The 18,866-nt window shown below is 71.2% G+C and carries 17 protein-coding genes; 9 read left to right on the forward strand and 8 right to left on the reverse strand.

Features of this window, described 5'->3' with window-relative positions; genetic code table 11:
- Positions 1–36 precede the first annotated feature (36 nt).
- Positions 37–1,197, forward strand: a complete 1,161-nt coding sequence (locus Aco03nite_RS30835; protein WP_239145573.1) for a sensor histidine kinase — start codon at positions 37–39, stop codon at positions 1,195–1,197.
- On the opposite strand, the gene Aco03nite_RS30840 is transcribed toward Aco03nite_RS30835, so the two are convergent.
- On the reverse strand, positions 1,178–1,834 hold the full coding sequence (locus tag Aco03nite_RS30840; protein WP_203801058.1) for a ribonuclease FAU-1 family protein: 657 nt from the start codon (positions 1,832–1,834) through the stop codon (positions 1,178–1,180). The genes Aco03nite_RS30835 and Aco03nite_RS30840 overlap by 20 nt on opposite strands.
- Positions 1,835–1,897: 63 nt before the next feature.
- Here Aco03nite_RS30840 and Aco03nite_RS30845 point away from each other — a divergent pair, with 63 nt between their 5' ends.
- Together Aco03nite_RS30845 and Aco03nite_RS30850 are read left to right on the forward strand one after the other, a co-directional pair.
- Positions 1,898–2,173 (forward strand): hypothetical protein, encoded by a 276-nt coding sequence (locus Aco03nite_RS30845; protein WP_203801060.1) that lies wholly within the window; start codon positions 1,898–1,900, stop codon positions 2,171–2,173.
- Positions 2,170–2,493, forward strand: coding sequence for a YlcI/YnfO family protein (locus Aco03nite_RS30850; RefSeq protein ID WP_203801062.1), 324 nt, complete (start codon positions 2,170–2,172; stop codon positions 2,491–2,493). The genes Aco03nite_RS30845 and Aco03nite_RS30850 overlap by 4 nt, the downstream gene beginning before the upstream one ends.
- 21 nt (positions 2,494–2,514) lie before the next feature.
- On the opposite strand, the gene Aco03nite_RS30855 is transcribed toward Aco03nite_RS30850, so the two are convergent.
- The 3 genes from Aco03nite_RS30855 to Aco03nite_RS30865 all read right to left on the reverse strand — a co-directional run bounded on the left by Aco03nite_RS30855 (position 2,515) and on the right by Aco03nite_RS30865 (position 6,156).
- Entirely contained in the window at positions 2,515–3,042 is a 528-nt protein-coding gene (locus tag Aco03nite_RS30855; protein WP_203801064.1) for a DUF3558 family protein, read from the reverse strand.
- A gap of 121 nt (positions 3,043–3,163) precedes the next feature.
- A complete protein-coding gene (locus Aco03nite_RS30860) occupies positions 3,164–5,800 on the reverse strand; it encodes an AfsR/SARP family transcriptional regulator (RefSeq protein ID WP_203801066.1) in 2,637 nt (878 codons plus the stop codon).
- Positions 5,801–5,865: 65 nt separating this feature from the next.
- Positions 5,866–6,156, reverse strand: a complete 291-nt coding sequence (locus Aco03nite_RS30865; RefSeq protein WP_203801068.1) for a hypothetical protein — start codon at positions 6,154–6,156, stop codon at positions 5,866–5,868.
- Between the two features lie 392 nt (positions 6,157–6,548).
- On the opposite strand from Aco03nite_RS30865, the gene Aco03nite_RS30870 reads away from it, so the two are divergent.
- On the forward strand, positions 6,549–9,917 hold the full coding sequence (locus Aco03nite_RS30870) for a DUF4132 domain-containing protein (RefSeq protein WP_203801069.1): 3,369 nt from the start codon (positions 6,549–6,551) through the stop codon (positions 9,915–9,917).
- A 162-nt stretch (positions 9,918–10,079) separates the two neighbouring features.
- Here the strand turns inward: Aco03nite_RS30870 and Aco03nite_RS30875 are convergent, their stop codons facing one another.
- From Aco03nite_RS30875 to Aco03nite_RS30885, 3 genes are read right to left on the reverse strand one after another with little or no spacing between them, the layout of a single operon-like run.
- Complete coding sequence (locus Aco03nite_RS30875; protein ID WP_203801070.1) at positions 10,080–10,868, reverse strand: hypothetical protein; 789 nt, start codon at positions 10,866–10,868, stop codon at positions 10,080–10,082.
- Between the two features lie 46 nt (positions 10,869–10,914).
- Positions 10,915–12,312, reverse strand: coding sequence for an MFS transporter (locus Aco03nite_RS30880; RefSeq protein WP_203801072.1), 1,398 nt, complete (start codon positions 12,310–12,312; stop codon positions 10,915–10,917).
- Positions 12,313–12,352: 40 nt separating this feature from the next.
- Positions 12,353–13,012, reverse strand: a complete 660-nt coding sequence (locus tag Aco03nite_RS30885; RefSeq protein ID WP_239145574.1) for a DNA alkylation repair protein — start codon at positions 13,010–13,012, stop codon at positions 12,353–12,355.
- 22 nt (positions 13,013–13,034) lie between these two features.
- Here Aco03nite_RS30885 and Aco03nite_RS30890 point away from each other — a divergent pair, with 22 nt between their 5' ends.
- The 5 genes from Aco03nite_RS30890 (at position 13,035) to Aco03nite_RS30910 (ending at position 17,779) form a co-directional block, all read left to right on the forward strand.
- Positions 13,035–13,715 carry a response regulator transcription factor gene (locus Aco03nite_RS30890; RefSeq protein ID WP_203801076.1) on the forward strand — a complete coding sequence of 227 codons (681 nt, stop codon included), beginning with the start codon at positions 13,035–13,037 and terminating at the stop codon, positions 13,713–13,715.
- Positions 13,716–13,837: 122 nt separating this feature from the next.
- Positions 13,838–15,013 (forward strand): cytochrome P450, encoded by a 1,176-nt coding sequence (locus tag Aco03nite_RS30895; protein ID WP_203801078.1) that lies wholly within the window; start codon positions 13,838–13,840, stop codon positions 15,011–15,013.
- 146 nt (positions 15,014–15,159) lie between these two features.
- Entirely contained in the window at positions 15,160–15,357 is a 198-nt protein-coding gene (locus Aco03nite_RS30900; RefSeq protein WP_203801080.1) for a ferredoxin, read from the forward strand.
- On the forward strand, positions 15,354–16,961 hold the full coding sequence (locus Aco03nite_RS30905; RefSeq protein ID WP_239145575.1) for an NAD(P)/FAD-dependent oxidoreductase: 1,608 nt from the start codon (positions 15,354–15,356) through the stop codon (positions 16,959–16,961). The genes Aco03nite_RS30900 and Aco03nite_RS30905 overlap by 4 nt, the downstream gene beginning before the upstream one ends.
- Positions 16,958–17,779, forward strand: coding sequence for an SDR family oxidoreductase (locus Aco03nite_RS30910; RefSeq protein ID WP_203801083.1), 822 nt, complete (start codon positions 16,958–16,960; stop codon positions 17,777–17,779). Before Aco03nite_RS30905 ends, Aco03nite_RS30910 begins: the two co-directional genes overlap by 4 nt.
- Before the next feature lie 729 nt (positions 17,780–18,508).
- Here Aco03nite_RS30910 and Aco03nite_RS30915 read toward each other — a convergent pair.
- Complete coding sequence (locus tag Aco03nite_RS30915) at positions 18,509–18,655, reverse strand: hypothetical protein (protein WP_203801087.1); 147 nt, start codon at positions 18,653–18,655, stop codon at positions 18,509–18,511.
- Positions 18,656–18,866 lie beyond the last annotated feature (211 nt).

Consider the following 18,866-nt stretch of genomic DNA (forward strand, 5'->3'; position numbering starts at 1 on the left):
CCCGGCGGTCCCCGAGGGCGGTATGCTCATAAAACTGTGCAAAACGGGCCGATAAGACTGCTGGGGACCGGGCCGCGCGCCGCGGCCCGGCAGGCCGGTGTGCTGCTCACCGTGGCGGGGCTGCTGGCGCTGCTCGGGATCCTGAACGATCCCGGACACTCCGACCGGCTGCTGCTCGTCGCCCTCTGCGACGCGGCGCTGGCCCTGATCACGCTGCTGGTGCCGTGGGAGCGGCTGCACCCGAACTCGCCCGCCGTCGCCGGGATCGGGGCGTTCGGCGTGCTCGGGCTCTCCACCTGGTCGTTCGGTGGGATCGCGACGGGCACCGGGCCGTTCCTGGTGCTGCTGTACGCCTGGGCGGCCCTGCACTTCCCGCGCTGGATCCTGGGCGCCTACGCGGTGCCGGCCACCGTCGCCTACCTGGTGCCGCTGATCATCACCGGTCAGTCGCCGATCGTGCTCGGCAGCGCCTTCATCCTGCTGCCGGCCGCCCTGGCGATCGCCTTCCTGATCGAGGCGCACGCCCGCCACCTGCGCGACGACCGGCGGCGGCTGGCCCGGATCGAGCAGTGGCGGACCGCGATGATCAACACCTTGGCCCATGACGTACGGGCGCCGCTGAGCACCGTCCGCGTCGTCCTCGAGGAGTTACGGGAGACCGCGACCGGTCAGCAGGCGCGGATGCTCGACGCCGGGTTGCGTCAGACGGCGCGGATCGCCCGGCTCGCCGACGGGCTGCTCGACGTGCACCGCATCGACAGTTCCGGCGAGCTCAAGCTGGACCGCGCCCACCATCCGGCGCACGCCCTGGTCAAGGACGCGCTGTCGTACGTGCGGGACGACGCCGACGTACGCGCGGAAGTGGACCTTGATCTGAGGATTTTCGTCGACAAGCAGCGTTTCGAGCAGATCCTGTTGAATCTGATCACCAACGCCCTGCGGTACGGGAAAGCCCCGGTGATCGTGCGTGTGGTCCGGGACGGGGCGTTCGACCGGCTCGAGGTCCGCGACCACGGCCCCGGCATCCCGGAGACGTTGCGCCCCCGCCTGTTCGGCCAGTTCGCCGCCGAAGGTGCGCAGGGTGTGGGGCTCGGCCTGTGGATCGTGCGCCAGTTCGCCGCCGCCCACGGTGGTCAGGCCTCCGCCGAGGCCCGCGACCCGGGTGTGGCGATGGTCGTCACGTTTCCCGTGGTGTGATCGGGCGGTCCCAGCCGGCCGGAAGATCGAGGGGCAGTGGACCCCACGACGGGTCCGGGACGAAGTCGCACCACGTGCCGTCGAACGGGAACACCCCCGCCTCCACCAGCGCCACCACGTCCTGACCGGCCCGCCGGACCCGTTTCTCGTCGTCGACCCAGTACGACTCGGGCATCGTCAGCCGGGTCACGAAGTCGTCCTCGTCCTTCCAGCGCCACGACCGGTCCGGCTCGATCACCACGTCCAGATCCCAGTCGACCGTGTCGATCCCGGCCAGCTCGTCGTCCTGCCAGACGATCGACGGCGCCTCCAGATTGCCGTACCAGCGATAGAAATGTCCTTCCGGGGTGAAGAACCAACGGATCGCGAAGTCCTGCTCCCGGGACTGCAGGCTGAGCATGCCGTGACCGATCGTGTACGGCGCAGGCACCCGCCGGGCCGACGACCACTCCGGCAGCGGCGTCGCGGCCAGCCCGCGCCCGTCCGGCATGTCGAAATGCCAGCCCCGCGTGCCGGCCGGAACCCACAACAGCACCGCGTCGCCCCGGTCCTCGACCACCCGCAGCGGGCAGACCAGCCCCAGCCGATCCCGTTGGACGTGCCGGAGATGGACGATCTGACCTGTGCTGAACGGCATCCGGTCAGATTATCGGCACGACCGGGGTTCGACGGCGTCTGACGAACGTCTTACGCTGGGGGAGTGGGTTATGAATGGCTGACGGAGGCGCTGGCGCGGCTGCGCGACATCGAGTCGCAGGAGGTCACCCAGGTGCTCTCGGCGGAGCGGCGACTGCCGCTGGCCGCGGAGAGCGCCGGAGTGCACTTCCTGACGATCAGTGGTCGCACCGGGACCGGGCGTCCGCTCGTCGTGGCTGTTCGGCTTCTCGGCGGGCACCGGCAGCAGATCATCGGTGCCCGTGAGATGACCCCGGAGGAACTGGTGCGGTTCAAGACCTGGGAGGCGGACGCGTCATGAGTTCTCACTATTCGGACGACCAGATCTCGGCGGCGTCGGCGGCGTTCGCCGCCGGGGACGTCATCTATCACGAGGCGGTCGCCATGCAGGCCCCGCCGGCGCCGGAGGCCGAGCCGATGGTGCCGCTCGGCATCCGGGTGCCGCCGATGCTCGCCCAGCGGATCCGGGCCGCCGCCGATCAGGCCGGTGTGCCCTACTCCCAGCTCGTCCGGGAGTGGATCGAGCTGGGGCTGACCGAGATGGCCGGTGACCTGACCGTGTCGGTGGCGGTGCTGCGGCGGGCGATAGCGCACGCGGCTCAGACCGGTCACGCCGCCTGACTCTTCCTACGTCGAGAGCTCCTACTTCAAGCGTTCCAGTACGACCTTCGCGACTGCCTTCGCGTCGGTCAGATTGCCGGACTCGGGGTCGGCTCCGCGGGAGTAGACGTCGAGCTGGGTCGTGCCCTGCAGCACGTAGAGGTGCCCGGTCGCCCAGAAGGCGTCCTCACCGATGCCGTCGACCCGCTCCGCGTCGGCGGTCCGCACCTGGAAGTCCGCCGGGGTGGACTCGGCCAGGAAGATCGCCAGCTGGCCGCCGGACTGCTGCCACTGGCAGAAACGGGCGCCCTCCGCGCCGCCGTCCTCGTCGATCTGGGTCACCTCGCGGGAGGTCAGTCCGGTGACCTCGGCCTTGGTCAGCAGGGTGCACGGGTCGGGGATGTCGGTTCCGGTCGTCCCGCCGGTGGTCTCCGCGGGCGACGTCGCCGGGGTCGGGGACGCGCCGGCCAGGTCCGGGGCGCTTCCGGCGGCGGCGTCGCCGAGAGCCCCGCATCCGCTGGTCAGAGCGACGGCGACGACGGCGGTCAGGGCGGCGAGGCGGTGCTTCATCAGGTTTCTCCTCCGGCGGAAGCGGCTGTGAGTCGGGCGGAAGCAGCTGTGGGTCTGGCGGAAGCGGCTGTGGGTCAGAGGATGCGGCCCGCCGCCAAAGAAACCCCAAAGGCGTCCGTCTTCAGTCGCCGAGCAGCGAGTCAACCGCCTCTGCCAGGGACAACTCGGCGGCCTCGCGGTAGACACGGGCCACTCCGGTGGCACCCAGCACCGATCGTGACGTCGCCTCGGCGGCCTCCTTGTCGGCGATCTCGTCGGGCGTGAAACTCGGCGCACCCAGCGCGGACCGCTCACGCTCGGCGACCGCCAGCAGCCGGAGCCCGCCCGCCGCGTCGCCGGCCAGCACGTCCAGCTGCGCCAGCCCCTCGACGGCGTCGAGCTGCCCCTCGGTCAGACCCAGCTCGGTGTAGATCGCCAGCGCCGCCCGCATCGCCGTCCGTGACTCCGCCGGGAACCCGCGGCGACGGTCCGTGGTCGACAGGTTCGACAGGGCGGCCGCCTCACCACGCCGGTCGCCGAGCGCGCGGAACCCGTCCAGCGCCCGCCGGAACAGTGGCTCCGCCTCATCCAGGCGATTCATGCAGCGCAGTGTCCCGGCGGTGTTGTTGGACGCGGCGGCGATCATCCGCGCGTCGGACGCCTCCTCGGCCGCCCGGATCGCCGCGTGACCGAACTCCAGTGACGCCGGGTAGTCCTCCTGAGCCTGCGCGGTGATCAACAGGTTGTTCAGGGCGGCGAGGACACCGGGCCGCTCGTCCAGCGCGCGGAAGACCGTCAGGGACTCCTCGCCGGCGCGGCGGGCCTCGGCGAGGTCACCCGAATTGCGGGCCAGCGCCGCTGCCGCCCGTAACGCCTTGCCGCGCAGCAGCGTCGGTTCCGCGCCGGCCCGGAGCGCCCGGTCCAGCCACCCACGGCCCTCGATCATCCGGCCGGCGACCCACCAGTACCACCACATTCCGGTCGCCAGCGACAGCCCCCGGGCCGGATCGCCGTGCCGCAACGACCAGTCGATCGCCGCCACGATGGTGTCGTGATCAGCGGCGATGCCGGTCAGCCAGGTCTGGTGCGCGGGGCCGTCCATCGGTGGCGGCACCGCGAGGCGACGATCCAGAAGATCAACCAGCCTGCGGTACGCCAGGGCCCGCTCGTCGTCGTCCAGGCGCTCGCGGGCGTACGCGCGGATCGTCTCGATCAGCCGATAGCGGCCGTCCCGCCATTCGACCATCGACCGGTCCACCAGCTGGGACAGCGGGTCGAGCGGATCATCGTGGTAGACGGCCTCAGCGGCCGGGAGGTCAAAACCGCCGGCGAACACACCCAGCATCCGCAGCAGCCTCTGCTGGGGCAGATCGAGCAGGTCGTACCCCCAGTCGATCGCCGCCCGCATCGTCCGATGCCGATGCGCCGGGCCGATCCGGGAGCCGGTCAGCAGATCCAGCCGCCGGTCCAGCCGGGACATGATCTCGCTCAGCGGCAGCGCCCGCAGCCGCGCCGCGGCCAGCTCGATCGCCAGCGGCAGCCCGTCCAGACGGCGGCACAACTCGGCGGCCACCACCTGCTCCGCGGGCCCGAGACCGGCGCCACCACGGGCCGCCGCGACCCGGTCGGACAGCAGCCGGACCGCGTCGGAACCGCTCCCCGGGGACGTCGTCATCCCACCGAGTGGGACGACCACCTCGCCGGGCAGGCCGAGCGGCTCCCGGCTGGTCGCCACCACCCGGATGTTGCGGCCGGTGAGCGCGTGCGCCAGCGCGGCGGCCCGCTCGATCAGATGCTCGCAGTTGTCCAGAACGATCAGGACACGCCCGGTCAGCTGGGCGAAAACGGTCTCGGTGATCGGCCGTTTCGGCTCCTCGCGGATGTCGGCGGCCGCCGCCAGCCGAGACTCCAGGGGGCCGTCCCGGTGCTCGGCCAACTCGACCACATGGATCGCGTCGTAGTCGGCGGCGATCTCCCGGATCAGCTCCATGGTGATCCGGGTCTTGCCCGCGCCGCCCGGGCCCACCACGGTGAGCAGCAGGTTCGTTCCTAGCAGGGTGCTCAGGTGGTCCAGTTCGGTGCGGCGGCCGATGAACCGGCCCCGCTGGGCCGCCACGGTGCGGATCTGCGGATCCAAGGCCGGATCCTGTCGGCGGATGGCTGCGGCGAGCGCCTCCGACTCACCGCCCGGCCGGGCGTCCAGGTCTTTCAAAGCTGCGGCCGTACGATCGAAAACGGCCAGCGCCTCGCCCGAGCGGCCGGTCCGGTGCAGGGTCAGCATCAGGGCCCGGGTCAGCGCCTCGTTCGTCGGCTCCTCGGCCAGCCAACCTGCCAGCTCGGCGGTGTCGCTGTGGTGCTGCGCCGCCTTCAGCCGGGCACTCCACCGCAGCTCCTTCAGCCGGGCCCGGTCGGCGGCGACCATCGTCCCGGGCGGCACACCGTCGTAGGGATCGCCCCGCCACGTCTCGAGCCGGCCGTCCGCCTCGAACTCGGCCGCGTCGAACTCCGCACCCGTCAGATCCAGCCGATAGCCGCCCGGTGTCGTCCGAAGGCGATCACCGACGACCTTGCGCAGCGCGGACACGTGCATCTGCAGCGTGGCGGCCGCCGTCGACGGGGCGCCGTCCGGCCACACTTCGCTGAGCAGCCGTTCCACCGTGACCGGCCGGCCGCGGGCGGCGAGGAGCACGGCCAGCAGAGCCCGCGGTTTCGGCGGCAGCGCCACCTCGCCGGCGTCGGCGCACACCCGGACCGGCCCCAGCACCTCGAACCGCAGCACCCCCCGATGCTAGGCCCGTTCTGAATGCGGCCGGGGCTGCGGTGTAGCCGAATCTCCTCACAGGTCTAGATCGTGACCTGGTAGATCTCCGTCCGCGCGACGGCCGCGTCCCGCTGATCCGCGAGGGCGAGACGGCGTTTGTCGGCCATGTATCCGTCGTATCCGGTCTGCCCGTCGAATTCGATCATCTGGATCTCGGCCGGGGAGCCCTCGGCGGCGCCGGGGAGGGTGCGGGCGCGCTGCAGAAGCCGCCCGTCGTGCTCGGCGAGAAGCGCGAGGACGGCGTCTTCGTAGTCGGCGAGAGCTTCCTCCTGTCGATCCCGAGCCCACAACAACACACAGAGTTGAATAGCCACCCGCCATTCATACCGGCAACTCCACCGCGGGCGAGACGCGAGGTGGATACACCGCGTTGCTGCGAAAGAGGGAGCCGATGGCGGGCGGTGGGTGGCGGGCGGCGGGCGGCGGGTGGCGCGGGCTTGCGTGCGGGAGGTGAGGGCGGCGGGCGGCGGGAGGTGCGGGCTTGCGTGCGGGAGGTGAGGGCGGCGGGCGGCGGGAGGTGCGGGCTTGCGTGCGGGCGAGGCGGGCGAAGTGGGTGGGAACGGGCGAACGGGGCCTTTGCCGGGCGTACCGGCAAGCGGGGGTTCGGGTTCCGGTTTTTGTCGGACCCTGGCTATAGCGTGCGTGGCACCTCGGCGGCTGTGGTCGCCGGCAGGGTCGTATCGGCGTGGGCGGATGAGGGCTGGGCATGGGGCGGGTTGCGGACGAGGAGACGCTGGTGGTTCCGGCGGCGTGGGTGCGGGAGCGGACGCCTCGGCGGGGGAGTGCGCGGGTCACGGCGTTCGTGCCCGATCCGGAGGCCCGGACCCTGACGCGGCGGATCCTTCCCGATCAGCGCTCCGGTGGCATCAAGGGCATGCTGGAGTCGATCACCACCCCGGAGGATGTGCGGGTGGCGGCGCTGGCCTGGCGGACCGGGCAGCGGGACGCGCCGCCGCTGGGCGCGGCCGCGATCGCCGTGCTCAAGGCGAGCGGTGGCATGGGGCACCACGAGGACATGGTGAAGTTCGCCGACCTGTGGATCAGCGAGCGCGGGCTGACGTTCGCGGCGGTCGCGGCGGTGGAGATGCTGTCGCTGGTGGTGGCCGACGACACCGCGCCACCCCACCAGGTGTACTGGAGTGCCGCCAACCGTGGGGTCCGCCGGCTGCGTGCCGGTGAGTCCGGCCTGGTCGGTGCGCCGGACAGCCCGTTCCTGATCCTGCTGCGGGTTCGCCGGGCTCTCGCGGCCGCCTCCGATGACGAGTTCGAGCAGGTGGTGGCCGCACTGGAGCCGTTCCGGGCGGGGCTGCCGGGCACCCGGGTGGCCTGTTCGGTGCTGGTGCCGCGGGCCGACTGGGTGGAGGCGGACGTGGCCGCCGCGGTGGCCGACGCCGACGCGTGGCGGGCGAACCTGCTGATCCACGCCGCCGGCACGGCCGAGCAGGCCGAGCGGCTGGCCGAGCACACCGACCACTGGAACCTGCTGCGCCGCCCCGGCTCGGTCTACACGCTTGTCGACGGCCTGGGCGCGGGGGCCGCCCCGGCGCTGCTGCGCTGGTACGACCGGGACGTCAGCCCCTTCCTCGGGGTGGCCAGTGAGCGCTGGCTGCTGTCGGTGCTGGCCACCCTGCCCGGCGACGACGTGATGCGCAGTCTGGTCGAGCGGATCGGCGCCCGCAACGTGAAACCGGCGCTGCTGGAGGCGATCGGCCGCTACCCGGCCCGGGCGATGCGGATCCTCGCCGAAGAGAGCCACTCCCCGGCCGTCGCCGAGCTGCTGCGCGCCCACGTGCTGGGGCATCCGGACCTGATCGAGCAGGTCCGGCCCGCCCTGAGCCCGGCGGCCGCGGCCCGGATCGACGCGATCACCGGCGCGGCCGGTGCGGTGGTGACGGCGCCCGCCGAGGCGCTGCCGGGAGTGCTCGCGGACCCGCCGTGGCTGCGCCGGGTCAAGGCCGCCAAACCACCGGTGATCACCGGGCTGGTCTGCGCCGACGAGCCGTCGGTGAGCTGGCGGCCCGGCGAGCGGGAGGAGTGGGAGAGCACGAGGCTGTGGCGGGCCGACCGGGGCCGGCACGACAGCTGGGCGACGATCTCGCAGCGTGTCCTGCAGGGCAAGGAACGCTGGAACGAGCTGGAGATGTTCTTCACCGAGGGGCCGGAGGAGACGGTCCGCCGGGTCCTGCCGCTGTGGAAGAAACCCCAGTACCTGTGGAGCGCCACGCCCTGGCTGCGGCTGACGGCGGCCCGGTTCGGCGCCGAGGCGACGCCGGTGCTGTTGACCGCGGCACAGACCAGCCCGACCGAGTACGGGCCGTTGCTGGCGTCGTTCTCGTCACCCGCGGTGGCCATCCAGATGGCCGACTGGCTGGTCCGGCTCAAATCGGCGCGCCGGGTCGCCCTGGCCTGGCTGCTCCGGCACCCGGCGGAGGCTTCGCGCGCCCTGATCCCGGCGGCGCTGGGCAAGGCGGGCACCGAGCGCCGGCAGGCCGAGCGGACGCTGCTGACCCTGCAGTCGCACGGCCACGCCGGGCCGATCCGGGACGCCGCCGCCGGTTACGGCCCCGAGGCCGCCGCCGCGGTGGAGACGCTGCTGGCCACCGATCCGCTGCAGGTGCTGCCCGCGCGGATGCCTGTGGTGCCGGCCTGGGCGGCGCCCGCGCTGCTGCCGCCGGTGCGGCTGCGGGACGGTTCCGGGGCGTTGCCGATCGAGGCGGCCGGCCACCTGGTGACGGTGCTGACGCTCAGCAAGCCCGGTGAGCCGTACGCCGGTTTGGAAATGGTCCGGGCCGCGGTGGAACCGGCCGATCTCGCCGGGTTCGGGTGGGAGCTGTTCCGGATGTGGCAGGCGGCCGGCGCCGTCGCCAAGGAGAACTGGGTGCTCGACGCCCTCGGGCTGATCGGCGACGACGAGACGGTCCGGCGGCTCGCCCCGCAGATCCTGACCTGGCCCGGTGAGGGCGGCCACGCCAAGGCCGTCACCGGGGTGAACGTGCTCGCCGCGATCGGCACCGACGTGGCCCTCATACACCTGCACCGGATCTCGCAGCGGGCCAAGTTCAAGGGGCTGAAGACGGCCGCGGTGGCCAAGATGGACGAGGTCGCCGACGGGCTCGGGCTCAGCAGCGAGCAGCTCGCCGACCGGCTGGTGCCCGACTTCGGGCTGGACGCCGACGGCAGTCTGCTGCTGGACTACGGTCCGCGGCGGTTCGTGGTCGGGTTCGACGAGCAGTTGCGGCCGTTCGTGGCCGAGGAGGGCGGGAAGCGGCTCAAGACGCTGCCCAAGCCCGGGGTACGGGACGACGCGGAGTTGGCTCCCGCCGCCTATCAGCGGTTCGCGGCGCTGAAGAAGGACGTGCGCACGGTCGCCGCCGATCAGGTTTGCCGGCTGGAGCAGGCGATGGTCGACGGGCGCCGGTGGAGCGGGGCCGAGTTCCGGCAGCTGTTCGCCGGGCATCCGCTGCTCTGGCACATCGTCCGCCGTCTGGTGTGGGCCCGGTTCGACGCCGACGGGACGGTCACCGGGACGCTGCGGATCGCCGAGGACCGTACCCTCGCCACCGTCGACGACGAACCGGCCGAGCTGGGTGACGACGAGATCGTCGGGATCGCCCATCCGCTGCGGCTGGGCGAGGCGACGGTCGCGAGCTGGTCCGAGGTGTTCGCCGACTACGAGATCCTGCAGCCGTTCCCGCAGCTCGGCCGCCCGGTCTTCCGGCTGCCGGCGGCGGAGACGGCGGGCGCCCGGCTGCTGCGGTTCGAGGGGCTCAGCGTTCCGGCGACCAAACTGCTGGGGCTGGAACGACGCGGCTGGAAACGGGAGACGCCGGAGGACGGCGGCATCCAGTCCCGGATCGAGAAGACCCTGGCCCGGGACCGGATCATGATGGTCCAGCTGAACCCGGGGATCGCGGTCGGTGACGTCACCTACTTCGAGGACCAGAAGCTGGAATCGGTGTTCCTGCACGACGGGACCGGCGACTGGTGGCGGGGCGGGAGCGAGACCCCGCTGAACACTGTGGACGAGGTGGCCATCTCCGAGATCATCCGAGACCTCACCGAGGTGACCACCTGATCCCCGCTCGTCGTGCGTCCCCGCTCGTCGTGCGTCCCCGCTCGTCGTGCGTCCCCGCTCGTCGTGCGTCCTCGCTTGCCGGGCCGATCCGGGCTCGGTTGCCGGGCCGTGCCGGCCCGGGCTCAGCCGGCCGGCCCGAGCCGGCAGGTGGGCGGGACCGGCTCAGTCGCCGTGTCGGGCCGGTGGGCGGGACGGGGCCGGGAGGAGGCGCAGGCGGGCGCGGAGCAGCTCGGCGGAGAGGTGGTAGTCGGGGTTGTCGTCCTCGGTGGGGCCGGCCGGGTCGTCGGCTTCCCGGTCGTGGTCGGCGCGGGCGTTCAGCGCCCGCTCCACCTCCCAGCGGAACGTCTCCGGGTCCGGGGACGAGCGGGTGATCACCAGGTCGCTGACGCCCTCGGCGCTCTGGATCATGTCGGTCACCTGGTCCAGGACCGTGCCGGGGAAGAGCAGGATCTCGGCCGCCGAGTGGCAGTCGCCGTGCACCACGTTGACCGAGAAACCGTGTGAGCGGCCCGCCCGGGTGAACGTGACCACCAGCACCGACAGGTTGTCCCGGTGGTCGGCGAACCGCAGGAACACCTCGGGCTCGACGGGCTCGCCCAGCTCGGCGACCCACCCCGGGGACGGCACCCCGGTGCCGGACAGACGGCGGGCGGCGTCGGCGGCGGCCGTCCCGTCCTCCAGCGCGGCGACCGCGTGCAGGACCGCGAGCGCCTCCCGGGAGCCGATCTCCTCCAGCGCGGGGACGATGCCGCCGGCCAGGGCCTCGGCGAACCCCTCGCCGGCCTGGTTGCCGAGAGCGAGCAGGTTGGCCGCGAACAGCTCGGCCTCGAGGGGGTCCGCACAGCCGAGCAGGTGAGCGCCGCCGTCGATCAGGTCGTCGATCAGCTCGGCGGGGTCCAGTTCGGCGCCGGAGCAGCCGGGGCAGTCGCACGCTTCGGGAGCGGGCGCCACGACCCGCAACACCTGCTGCCCACCGGATCGGCGGGACGGAGACTTTCTACGGCCGCGGCCTACGGGATTCACCCGGAACATCTTTCTCCACGCCCGTAACCGGCGGCAAAGCGGTGCCCCGATCGGGCGTCGCCCCAGCCGTCGGCGCTGCCGGTGCGGCGTCCTTCGGGTGGCGTGTGACCGCTTCCCTCGGGCCGCGTGTGACCGCTTCGTTCCGGTCGCGTGCCGGCGCCTTCTTCCGGTCGCGGGCCGGCGCTTGTGGCGTCGTGCTCTCGCGGCCGGGCGCCGGCTTCGTGGGCCGTGAGAAGAACGCCAGCACCACGAAGGCGACCGCCACCAGCAGGCCGCCGGCCAGGTAGTCGCCGCGGATGCCGCCGTGCGGGAGCAGCGCGCCGCCGAGGGCCGCGCCACCGGCGATGCCCAGGTTGAACGCCGACGACAGCATCGCCGACGCCATGTCGGTGGCGCCCGGCGCGATCACCAGGACCCGGCTCTGGAACGCGGACGGCACCTGCGGCAGGGCGAAACCCCACAGGGCCACCAGCACGATCACCGCGGCCTGATGGTGCGCGGCCAGCCAGAGGCCCAGCGAGATCACCGCGAGGAGACCCACCGGCAGCAGTACGGACGTGCGGGGCGCCCGATCCGAGAGGTACCCGGCGACTGCGACGCCACCGAGACCGGCCACCCCGTACAACATGAGGAGGAAACCCACCGACCCGGTGGCGAATCCGGCGACCTCGGTCAGGAACGGGGTGAGGTAGGTGTATGCGGTGAACACTCCGGTGATCGTCAGCGCGACGACCACCATCAGCAGACGGAAGGCGCGCGGGTCGGGTTCGGAGCCGACGGCGGCGTGCCCGTCCCCCGGTGAGCTGGTCGGCAGCAGCAGCGCCACCCCGGCGGTCGCGAGCAGGGCCAGCCCGGCCACGGCGAGGAAGGCGATCCGCCATCCGGCCTGCTGCCCGAGCCAGGTGGCGGCGGGCACCCCGAGCACCGGGGCGAGCGACGATCCGCCGAAGACCGCGGCGACGGCCCGGCCCCGCATCCGGGGTGCGAAAAGGGCCGCGGCGGCGGGTGCGGCCACCGCCCAGAAGACCGACTGGGACAGCGCGGTCACCACCCGCCCGGCGAGCAGCACCGGATATCCGCCGGTGACGACGGTGCCCGCGGTGGACACCACGAAGATCAGGAGCAGGCCGGTGATCAGATGACGGCGGGGGACACCGCGGAGCAGGCGGGTCAGCGGCAGCGAAAAGATCGCGACGGTCAGGCCGTAACCGGTGACCAGCATCCCCACCGCGGACAGCGACACCCCGAGATCGGCGGCGATGACCGGGAGCAGCCCGACCGGCAGGGTCTCCACGGTCAGGTAACTGAACGCCGCGAGCATCAGCGCCCCGAGGGCGGCGACACTGCGGGCGTCGGTGGGCGTACCGCGCATGGGTCTGATTCTTCGAACCGCCGGCCGCGACCGCAACCGATCAGTCACCCTCCTGACGGCGGACCATTTCCGAGATCCAGATCGGCGCGTACGGGGACGTGCAGCCCGGCGAGGTGGGGTAATCCTTCAGCACCGCCAGCCGTTCGCCGATGTCCAGGGCGCGTTTGCGGTGCTCCGCGTGCGAGATGCCGATCTGGGCGAGGCAGTGGTTCATCGCCCACTGAAGATCCTTCGGGGCGTCCTTCATCTCCGCCTCGATGGTGTCGAGCAGTTTGTCCAGGTCGAGCCCTTCCGGCTTCTTGGCGATCCGGTCGACGGTGAGCCCCCAACCGGCCGAGTGCGACTCGGCCATCCACGCGACGCGCAGTTCCTCGGCGTGCGGGCTCTTCTTCACCACGTAGTTGACCAGCCAGTCACGCACCTTCGGCGACTGCGGCTCGTGCAGCATGCGGTCCAGATCGTCGCTGGTGAACGCCTTGGGACGGCAGATCAGCAGGGCCACCAGTCGCGCCGCGGAGTCGCCTGTCCGCCATAGGCGTACCGCAAGCTCCTGATCGGTCTTGATCTTTTTGGCGATCGCCCGCAGCGCTCCCAGGTTGACCGCGTGGTCGTCGCCGTGCCGCTGGTTGATCGCGAGCGCCTTCGGGTCGGCGAGCGCCGCCAGTTCCGTCATCACGTCGGTCACCGCAGTGTCTGTCACGGTCTTTTTATACTGCGGCAGGATGACGTCCGGGCCCCCGATGGGCGGCATGCTTGTCGATGTGGTCAAACAGAGCGTGTTGCTGAGTGTCCCCGACAGCGATCTGCGGGAGTCGGTGGCTGTGCGGCTCACCGCCGCCGGTTACCAGGTCACGCCGGTCGCGACGGGCGCTGACGCGATGGTGGAGCTGCGGGCCCGGCACTACGACCTGATCGTGGTGGACGTGGAGATTCCGGACATCTACGACCTGGCCCGGCAGCGGCCGGTGCTCGCCGACCGGCCACCGGTCATCTGCATGACCACCTGCGAGGCGCTGGACACGCTGGTGCCGGAGCTGGGCCACGACGTCGAGGACTACGTGACGAAACCCTGCCGGATCCCCGAGCTGCTGGCCCGGGTGCGGGTGCAGCTGCGGCAGCCGGTCCTGGAGTACCGGGATCTGACCCTGGACGAGGTGGTCTTCCAGGCGTGGCGCGGGGAGCGGCAGCTCGACGTGACCCCGGCGGAGTACCGGATGCTGCGCCATCTCCTGGTCAACGCCGGGCGGGTGCTCTCCAAGGAGCAGCTGTCGCGCAGCGTGTGGGGCGAGTCGCGGGGTGACAACGCGATCGAGCGGCTGATGTCGCGGCTGCGGCAGAAGGTGGACGCGGCCGGTCCGGCGCTGATCCACACCAAGCGCGGCTTCGGGTACCACCTGGGCTAGGACCTCGCTCTCACGAGGCCGTGGTGACTTGGGTCACGTCAGGGTTCTGTCAGGTTCGTGTCCGGCTCACGTCAGGCCACGTTGGTTGCATAGCGGGCATGTCTGACACGCCCTATTATCCGATGACCCGCCAGGCTACCTGCCCGTTCGCGCCGGCCGCCGCGATCCGTGACGCGGAACCCGTCAGCAAGGTGCGGATCTGGGACGGCAGCACACCCTGGCTCGTCACCCGGCACGCCGACCAGCGGGACCTGCTCAACGATCCGCGGCTCAGCATCGACGAGAAGAAGCCCGGCTACCCGCACATGACCAAGGCGCGGGCCGCGATCGCCCCGCACATCCCCGAACTGATCACCAACACCGACCCGCCCGAACACACCCGTCTGCGCCGTACGGTCAACGCGCCCTTCATGGTCAAACGGGTCGAAGCGCTGCGCCCGCAGATCCAGCGCGTCATCGACGGCCTGATCGACGACATGCTCGCCGGACCCCACCCGGTCGACCTGGTGCAGGCCATCGGCTTGCCGGTGCCGACCCTGGTGATCACCGAGATCCTCGGCGTGCCCTACGCCGACCACGCCTTCTTCCAGGCCGCCAGCCGCCGCGCCATCAGCCACGACACCGACCCCGACGACGACGCGCCGTCCGGTCAGGCCCTCGGTGAATACCTCGGTGAGCTGCTCACCCAGAAGATCGCCGCGCCCGCCGACGACGTCCTGTCCGAGATGGGCGCGCGGGTCACCGCCGGTGAGATGACGTTCGCCGAAGCGGTCACCATGGGCAGCGCCATCCTCATCGCCGGGCACGAGACCAGCGCCTCGATGATCTCGCTCGGCACGCTCGCGCTGCTCCGCTCGCCCGAACAACTGGAACTGCTGCGCACCCGCAGCGACGACCCGAAGTTCGTGGCCAACGCCGCCGAGGAACTGCTCCGCTACCTGACGATCGTGCACAGCGGCATCCGGCGCATCGCCGTCGAGGACATCGAGCTGCACGACACGGTGATCAGAGCGGGCGACGGCGTGATCTTCGAACTGGCCGGCGCCAACTACGACCCGGCCGCGTTCCCCGACCCCGAACGCCTAGACCTGACCCGGCCGGCGCGGTCACACCACGCTTTCGGGTACGGCGCCCACCAGTGCCTGGGCCAGTCGCTGGCCCGCGTCGAACTCCAGGTCGTTTACTCGACCCTTTACCGCAGAATCCCCACTCTGGCCCTGGCAGTGCCGTTCGAGGAGGTCGAGTTCGCGATGGAGGGAGTGGCTTACGGCCTCAAGTCCCTCCCCGTCACCTGGTGACCCCACCCGTTCCCGCTCGTCCCGCCGTCCCGCTCGTCCCGCCGTTCCCGCCGCGTCGGCCGCGCCTTTTGTTCACCGCTGTGCCGTGCACGCCGCAGCCCTGAAACCTCACCCCTCAGCCCGTCACCCGGTGTAAGGAGAAACCGATGAAGGTGGAATTCGACGAGCCCAAATGCGTGGCGGCAGGCCAGTGCGCAATGGTGGCCCCCGACGTCTTCGACCAGCGAGACGACGACGGCGTGGCGATCCTCCTGGACCCCACCCCACCCGAAGACCAACACGATTCGGTACGCGAGGCAGCAGCCGTCTGCCCCGCCGCCGCGATCCGTCTGACCACCCCATGACCGCCCCCGCTCCCGACCCGGCCGCCCGTCCCGCGACCGCATCCACCTCCGGGTCTGCCGACCGGTCCCCGGCCGTATCCATCTCCGGGTCTGCCGACCGGTCCCCGGCCGTATCCATCGCCGAGCCGGTTGTCGACCCGGCGACCGCCTCCGGCCTCGGGGCTGGCGTCCGCGCTTCGGCCGTCGGTGCTCCCGATGCTGCGCCGGCGGGCCGGGCCACCGGTGTCGAGGCGCCGATCGGGCGGGTCGTCATCGTGGGGGCGTCGGCGGCCGGGCTCGCCGCCGCGGAGACGCTGCGCCGGGAAGGTTTCGCCGGGACGATCACTCTGCTCGGCGACGAGGCGTCTGCTCCCTATGACCGGCCTCCTCTGTCCAAACAGCTCCTCTCCTCCGTGTGGGACGCCGACCGTCTGCTCCTGCGCACCACGGAACAGTTCGCCGGTCTCGACCTGGACCTGCATCTGTCCACCCGGGCCACCGGGCTGGACCCGGTCAACCGGGTGGTGCGAACCGCCACCGGCCGGACGTTCGGTTTCGACGCGCTGATGATCACCACCGGCGTACGTCCCCGGACACTCCCCGGCCGGCCCGCCCACGTGCTGCGGACCATGGAAGACGCCCTGCGCCTGCGGGAACGCCTCACCCCCGGATGTCGCCTGGTCGTGGTCGGCGCCGGTTTCCTCGGCGCGGAGGCGGCCTCCGTCGCACGGGGCCTCGGCTGCGAGGTGACCCTGCTCGAACCCGCCCCCGTCCCGCTGGCCCACGCCGTCGGCCTACCGGTCGGCCGGATCCTGTCCGAGGCACACCGGGACCACGGCGTCACACTGCGCACCGGCGTCTCGGTGGCCGAGGCGGTGGCCGAGGGCGTGGCACTGTCCGACGGCACCGTGATCGAAGCCGACGAGGTACTGGTCGCGATCGGTTCCCACCCCAACACCGAATGGCTCGCCGGCAGCGGCCTGACGGTCACCGACGGCGTGGTCTGCGACGAGTACTGCGCCGCAGCCCCCGGTGTCTACGCGGCCGGGGACGTGGCCCGCTGGCACAACCCGCTGTTCGGCGTCTCCATGCGCATCGAACACCGCACGAACGCCGCCGAACAGGGCATGGCCGCAGCCCGCAACCTCCTGAACCCCGGCGAGGGCAAGCCGTTCACCCCGGTGCCGTACTTCTGGTCCGACCAGTACGACATGAAGATCCACGCCTACGGCTACCTCCGCGACCACGACCAGGTGGAGACCGTCGAGGGCTCCCTCCCGGACCGCCGTTTCCTGGCCGCCTACCGAAAGAACGACCGCCTGGTAGGAGCCCTGGCCGTAGGCATGCCACCCAAGGCCATCCGCCCATGGCGCCAGCACATAGCCACCGCCACAGCGTGGTCCACCGCCGTCGGTACCACCTCCACAACCTGGGCCACCGCCGTCGGCGCGACCACCACAACAACGGGGGCCACCGCCGTTAGCGCGACCTCCACAACGGGGGCCACCGCCGTTGGCGCGACCTCCACAACGGTGGCTACTGCGGTCGGCGCCACTTCCACAACGTCGGGCACCGCCGTCGGTGGTCCCACACCGAGCGGTGCAGCTGTCAAGGAGAAGTCATGACCACCTCCGACGTTGTCGTTGTCACCGGTGCCGGCGGGATGGGCACGGCCGTGGCCCGCCGCATCGGCAGCGGGCGCACCGTGATCCTCGCCGACGCGTTTCCGGAACACCTCGATCGGGCCGTCGCCGCCCTGCGGGCTGAGGGCTACGACGCTCACGGACAGGTCACCGACATCGCCGATCAGAAATCGGTGACCGCGCTGGCCGACCGGGCCGCCGCTGAGGGCCGTCTGTCCGCAGTGGTTCACACGGCCGGAGTCTCGGCCGCGACATCGACCGTTCGCAAGATCATGGAGGTGGACCTGGCCGGCACCGCCTACCTGATCGACGCCTTCGAACCCGTGGCCACCCGTGCGACGTCGGTGGTCTGCGTAGCGAGCATGGCCGGGCACTACGCCCAGCTCAGCCCCGATGTCGAACGTGCTCTGGCGATCACTCCTGCCGACGGACTCCTCTCTCTGGACGTGGTCGCCGACTTCGAGGGCGACCCGGTTTCCGCTTACATCCTGGCCAAACGCGCGAACCAGGTCCGGGTACAGGCGGCGGCACTGGCCTACAACCGCCGGGGCGCCCGGATCAACACGATCAGCCCGGGCGTCATCTCCACACCCATGGCCCGAGCCGAGCAGGAATCAGCCTCCGGCGACCACATGATGGCCATGCTCGACGCATGCGGCGCCGGCCGAACCGGAACCCCGGCCGAGATAGCCGAAGCCGCGGCATTCCTGACCGGCCCAGGTTCCCTCTACATAACAGGCACCGACCTCCTGATCGACGGCGGGCAGGCAGCTTGGCTGTACCACCATCGCCCGCAATAAAAATCGCAGAAAAGTGTGCGATAGAAGATTTGATTAAGCCGCCCGGATCATGCGTTCCCCTCCTTGCGTCGCTGTGGCCGCATTGTTTCACGCTCCCAAAAATATGAAATAGTCCGCAACGGAGTTCCTGAAAGAGCGGCTCAGATGCGCCGTTACGAACCACGTGCCAGCCCGGTGACCGTCATGCCGGGCTGGCACGTCCGGTGTCCGGCTCAGTCACTCGGCGCGGATCCCGCACGGACTCCGGAGGCGGATCCACCCTGGTCGGTCGAGGTGGATCCGCCTCGGACCGTCGAGGGTTTGGGATGGGCTGCTCGCGATGGTCGTGGGGCGGTGGGCAGCGGGGTGCACACCCTCGGCCGTGGAGGAGTTTCAGCTTTTCGGAGCGTGTCAGGCACCCGAGGCGGCCGAGTGTTGCCGGGTGGAGGGGTCTCTCCGGAGGGCCGAGTGTTGCCGGGTGGAGGGATCTCTACGGAAGGCTGAGTGTTGCCGGGTGGAGGGATCTCTCCGGAAGGCCGAGTGATGGCGGGAGGAGAGGTCTCTCCGGAGGGTGGGGTCCTGCCGGAAGGAGAGGTCCTTCCGAGAGGTGGAGTCTTGCCGGGAGGTGGGGCTTTGCTCGGGGTGCAGGGTTTCCGGCTGTCGCGTTCCTCCTGGATGCGTCTCAGGCGTTCGGCATGACGGCGTTTCAGCCCCCACGAGCGTCGAATCGCGTGATCGCGGCGGAATTCCTCACGGCTCGGTGAATGTTTCCGTGAGGCGGTCCAGTCGCGCACCGAGGAAATCTGGGATCTGCTGAATAGCTGTATCTGTCCTTGCATGGGAAAAGTATCTCTCGGAGATTCTGGTATCGCCCATGTGGTCGACAATGTCGATCATGCGGAGAAAATCACAGCGAATGGCACACAGGGTATGTCACAGATATCCGGGCCGGCCCTCCGGCTTTGGCTGGGGTGGGCGCGCCGGTAAGGGCTCCGCCGGCTCGGACGCACTTGATCAAAATCGGCGAGGGCGAGGGCGAGGGCGAGGGCGAGGGCGAGGGCGAGGGCGAGGGCGAGGGCGAGGGCGAGGGCGAGGGCGAGGGCGAGGG

It is taken from the genome of Actinoplanes couchii, assembly GCF_016862075.1.
GTDB lineage: Bacteria > Actinomycetota > Actinomycetes > Mycobacteriales > Micromonosporaceae > Actinoplanes > Actinoplanes couchii.

Bases quoted from the DNA above. Each gene is read 5' to 3' on its own strand.
- Aco03nite_RS30870 (WP_203801069.1), top strand. From the start codon at position 6,549: ATGGGGCGGGTTGCGGACGAGGAGACGCTGGTGGTTCCGGCGGCGTGG.
- Aco03nite_RS30880 (WP_203801072.1), bottom strand. From the start codon at position 12,312: ATGCGCGGTACGCCCACCGACGCCCGCAGTGTCGCCGCCCTCGGGGCG.
- Aco03nite_RS30915 (WP_203801087.1), bottom strand. From the start codon at position 18,655: ATGATCGACATTGTCGACCACATGGGCGATACCAGAATCTCCGAGAGA.
- Aco03nite_RS30855 (WP_203801064.1), bottom strand. From the start codon at position 3,042: ATGAAGCACCGCCTCGCCGCCCTGACCGCCGTCGTCGCCGTCGCTCTG.
- Aco03nite_RS30840 (WP_203801058.1), bottom strand. From the start codon at position 1,834: ATGCCGTTCAGCACAGGTCAGATCGTCCATCTCCGGCACGTCCAACGG.
- Aco03nite_RS30910 (WP_203801083.1), top strand. From the start codon at position 16,958: ATGACCACCTCCGACGTTGTCGTTGTCACCGGTGCCGGCGGGATGGGC.
- Aco03nite_RS30900 (WP_203801080.1), top strand. From the start codon at position 15,160: ATGAAGGTGGAATTCGACGAGCCCAAATGCGTGGCGGCAGGCCAGTGC.
- Aco03nite_RS30850 (WP_203801062.1), top strand. From the start codon at position 2,170: ATGAGTTCTCACTATTCGGACGACCAGATCTCGGCGGCGTCGGCGGCG.
- Aco03nite_RS30905 (WP_239145575.1), top strand. From the start codon at position 15,354: ATGACCGCCCCCGCTCCCGACCCGGCCGCCCGTCCCGCGACCGCATCC.
- Aco03nite_RS30890 (WP_203801076.1), top strand. From the start codon at position 13,035: ATGACGTCCGGGCCCCCGATGGGCGGCATGCTTGTCGATGTGGTCAAA.
- Aco03nite_RS30895 (WP_203801078.1), top strand. From the start codon at position 13,838: ATGACCCGCCAGGCTACCTGCCCGTTCGCGCCGGCCGCCGCGATCCGT.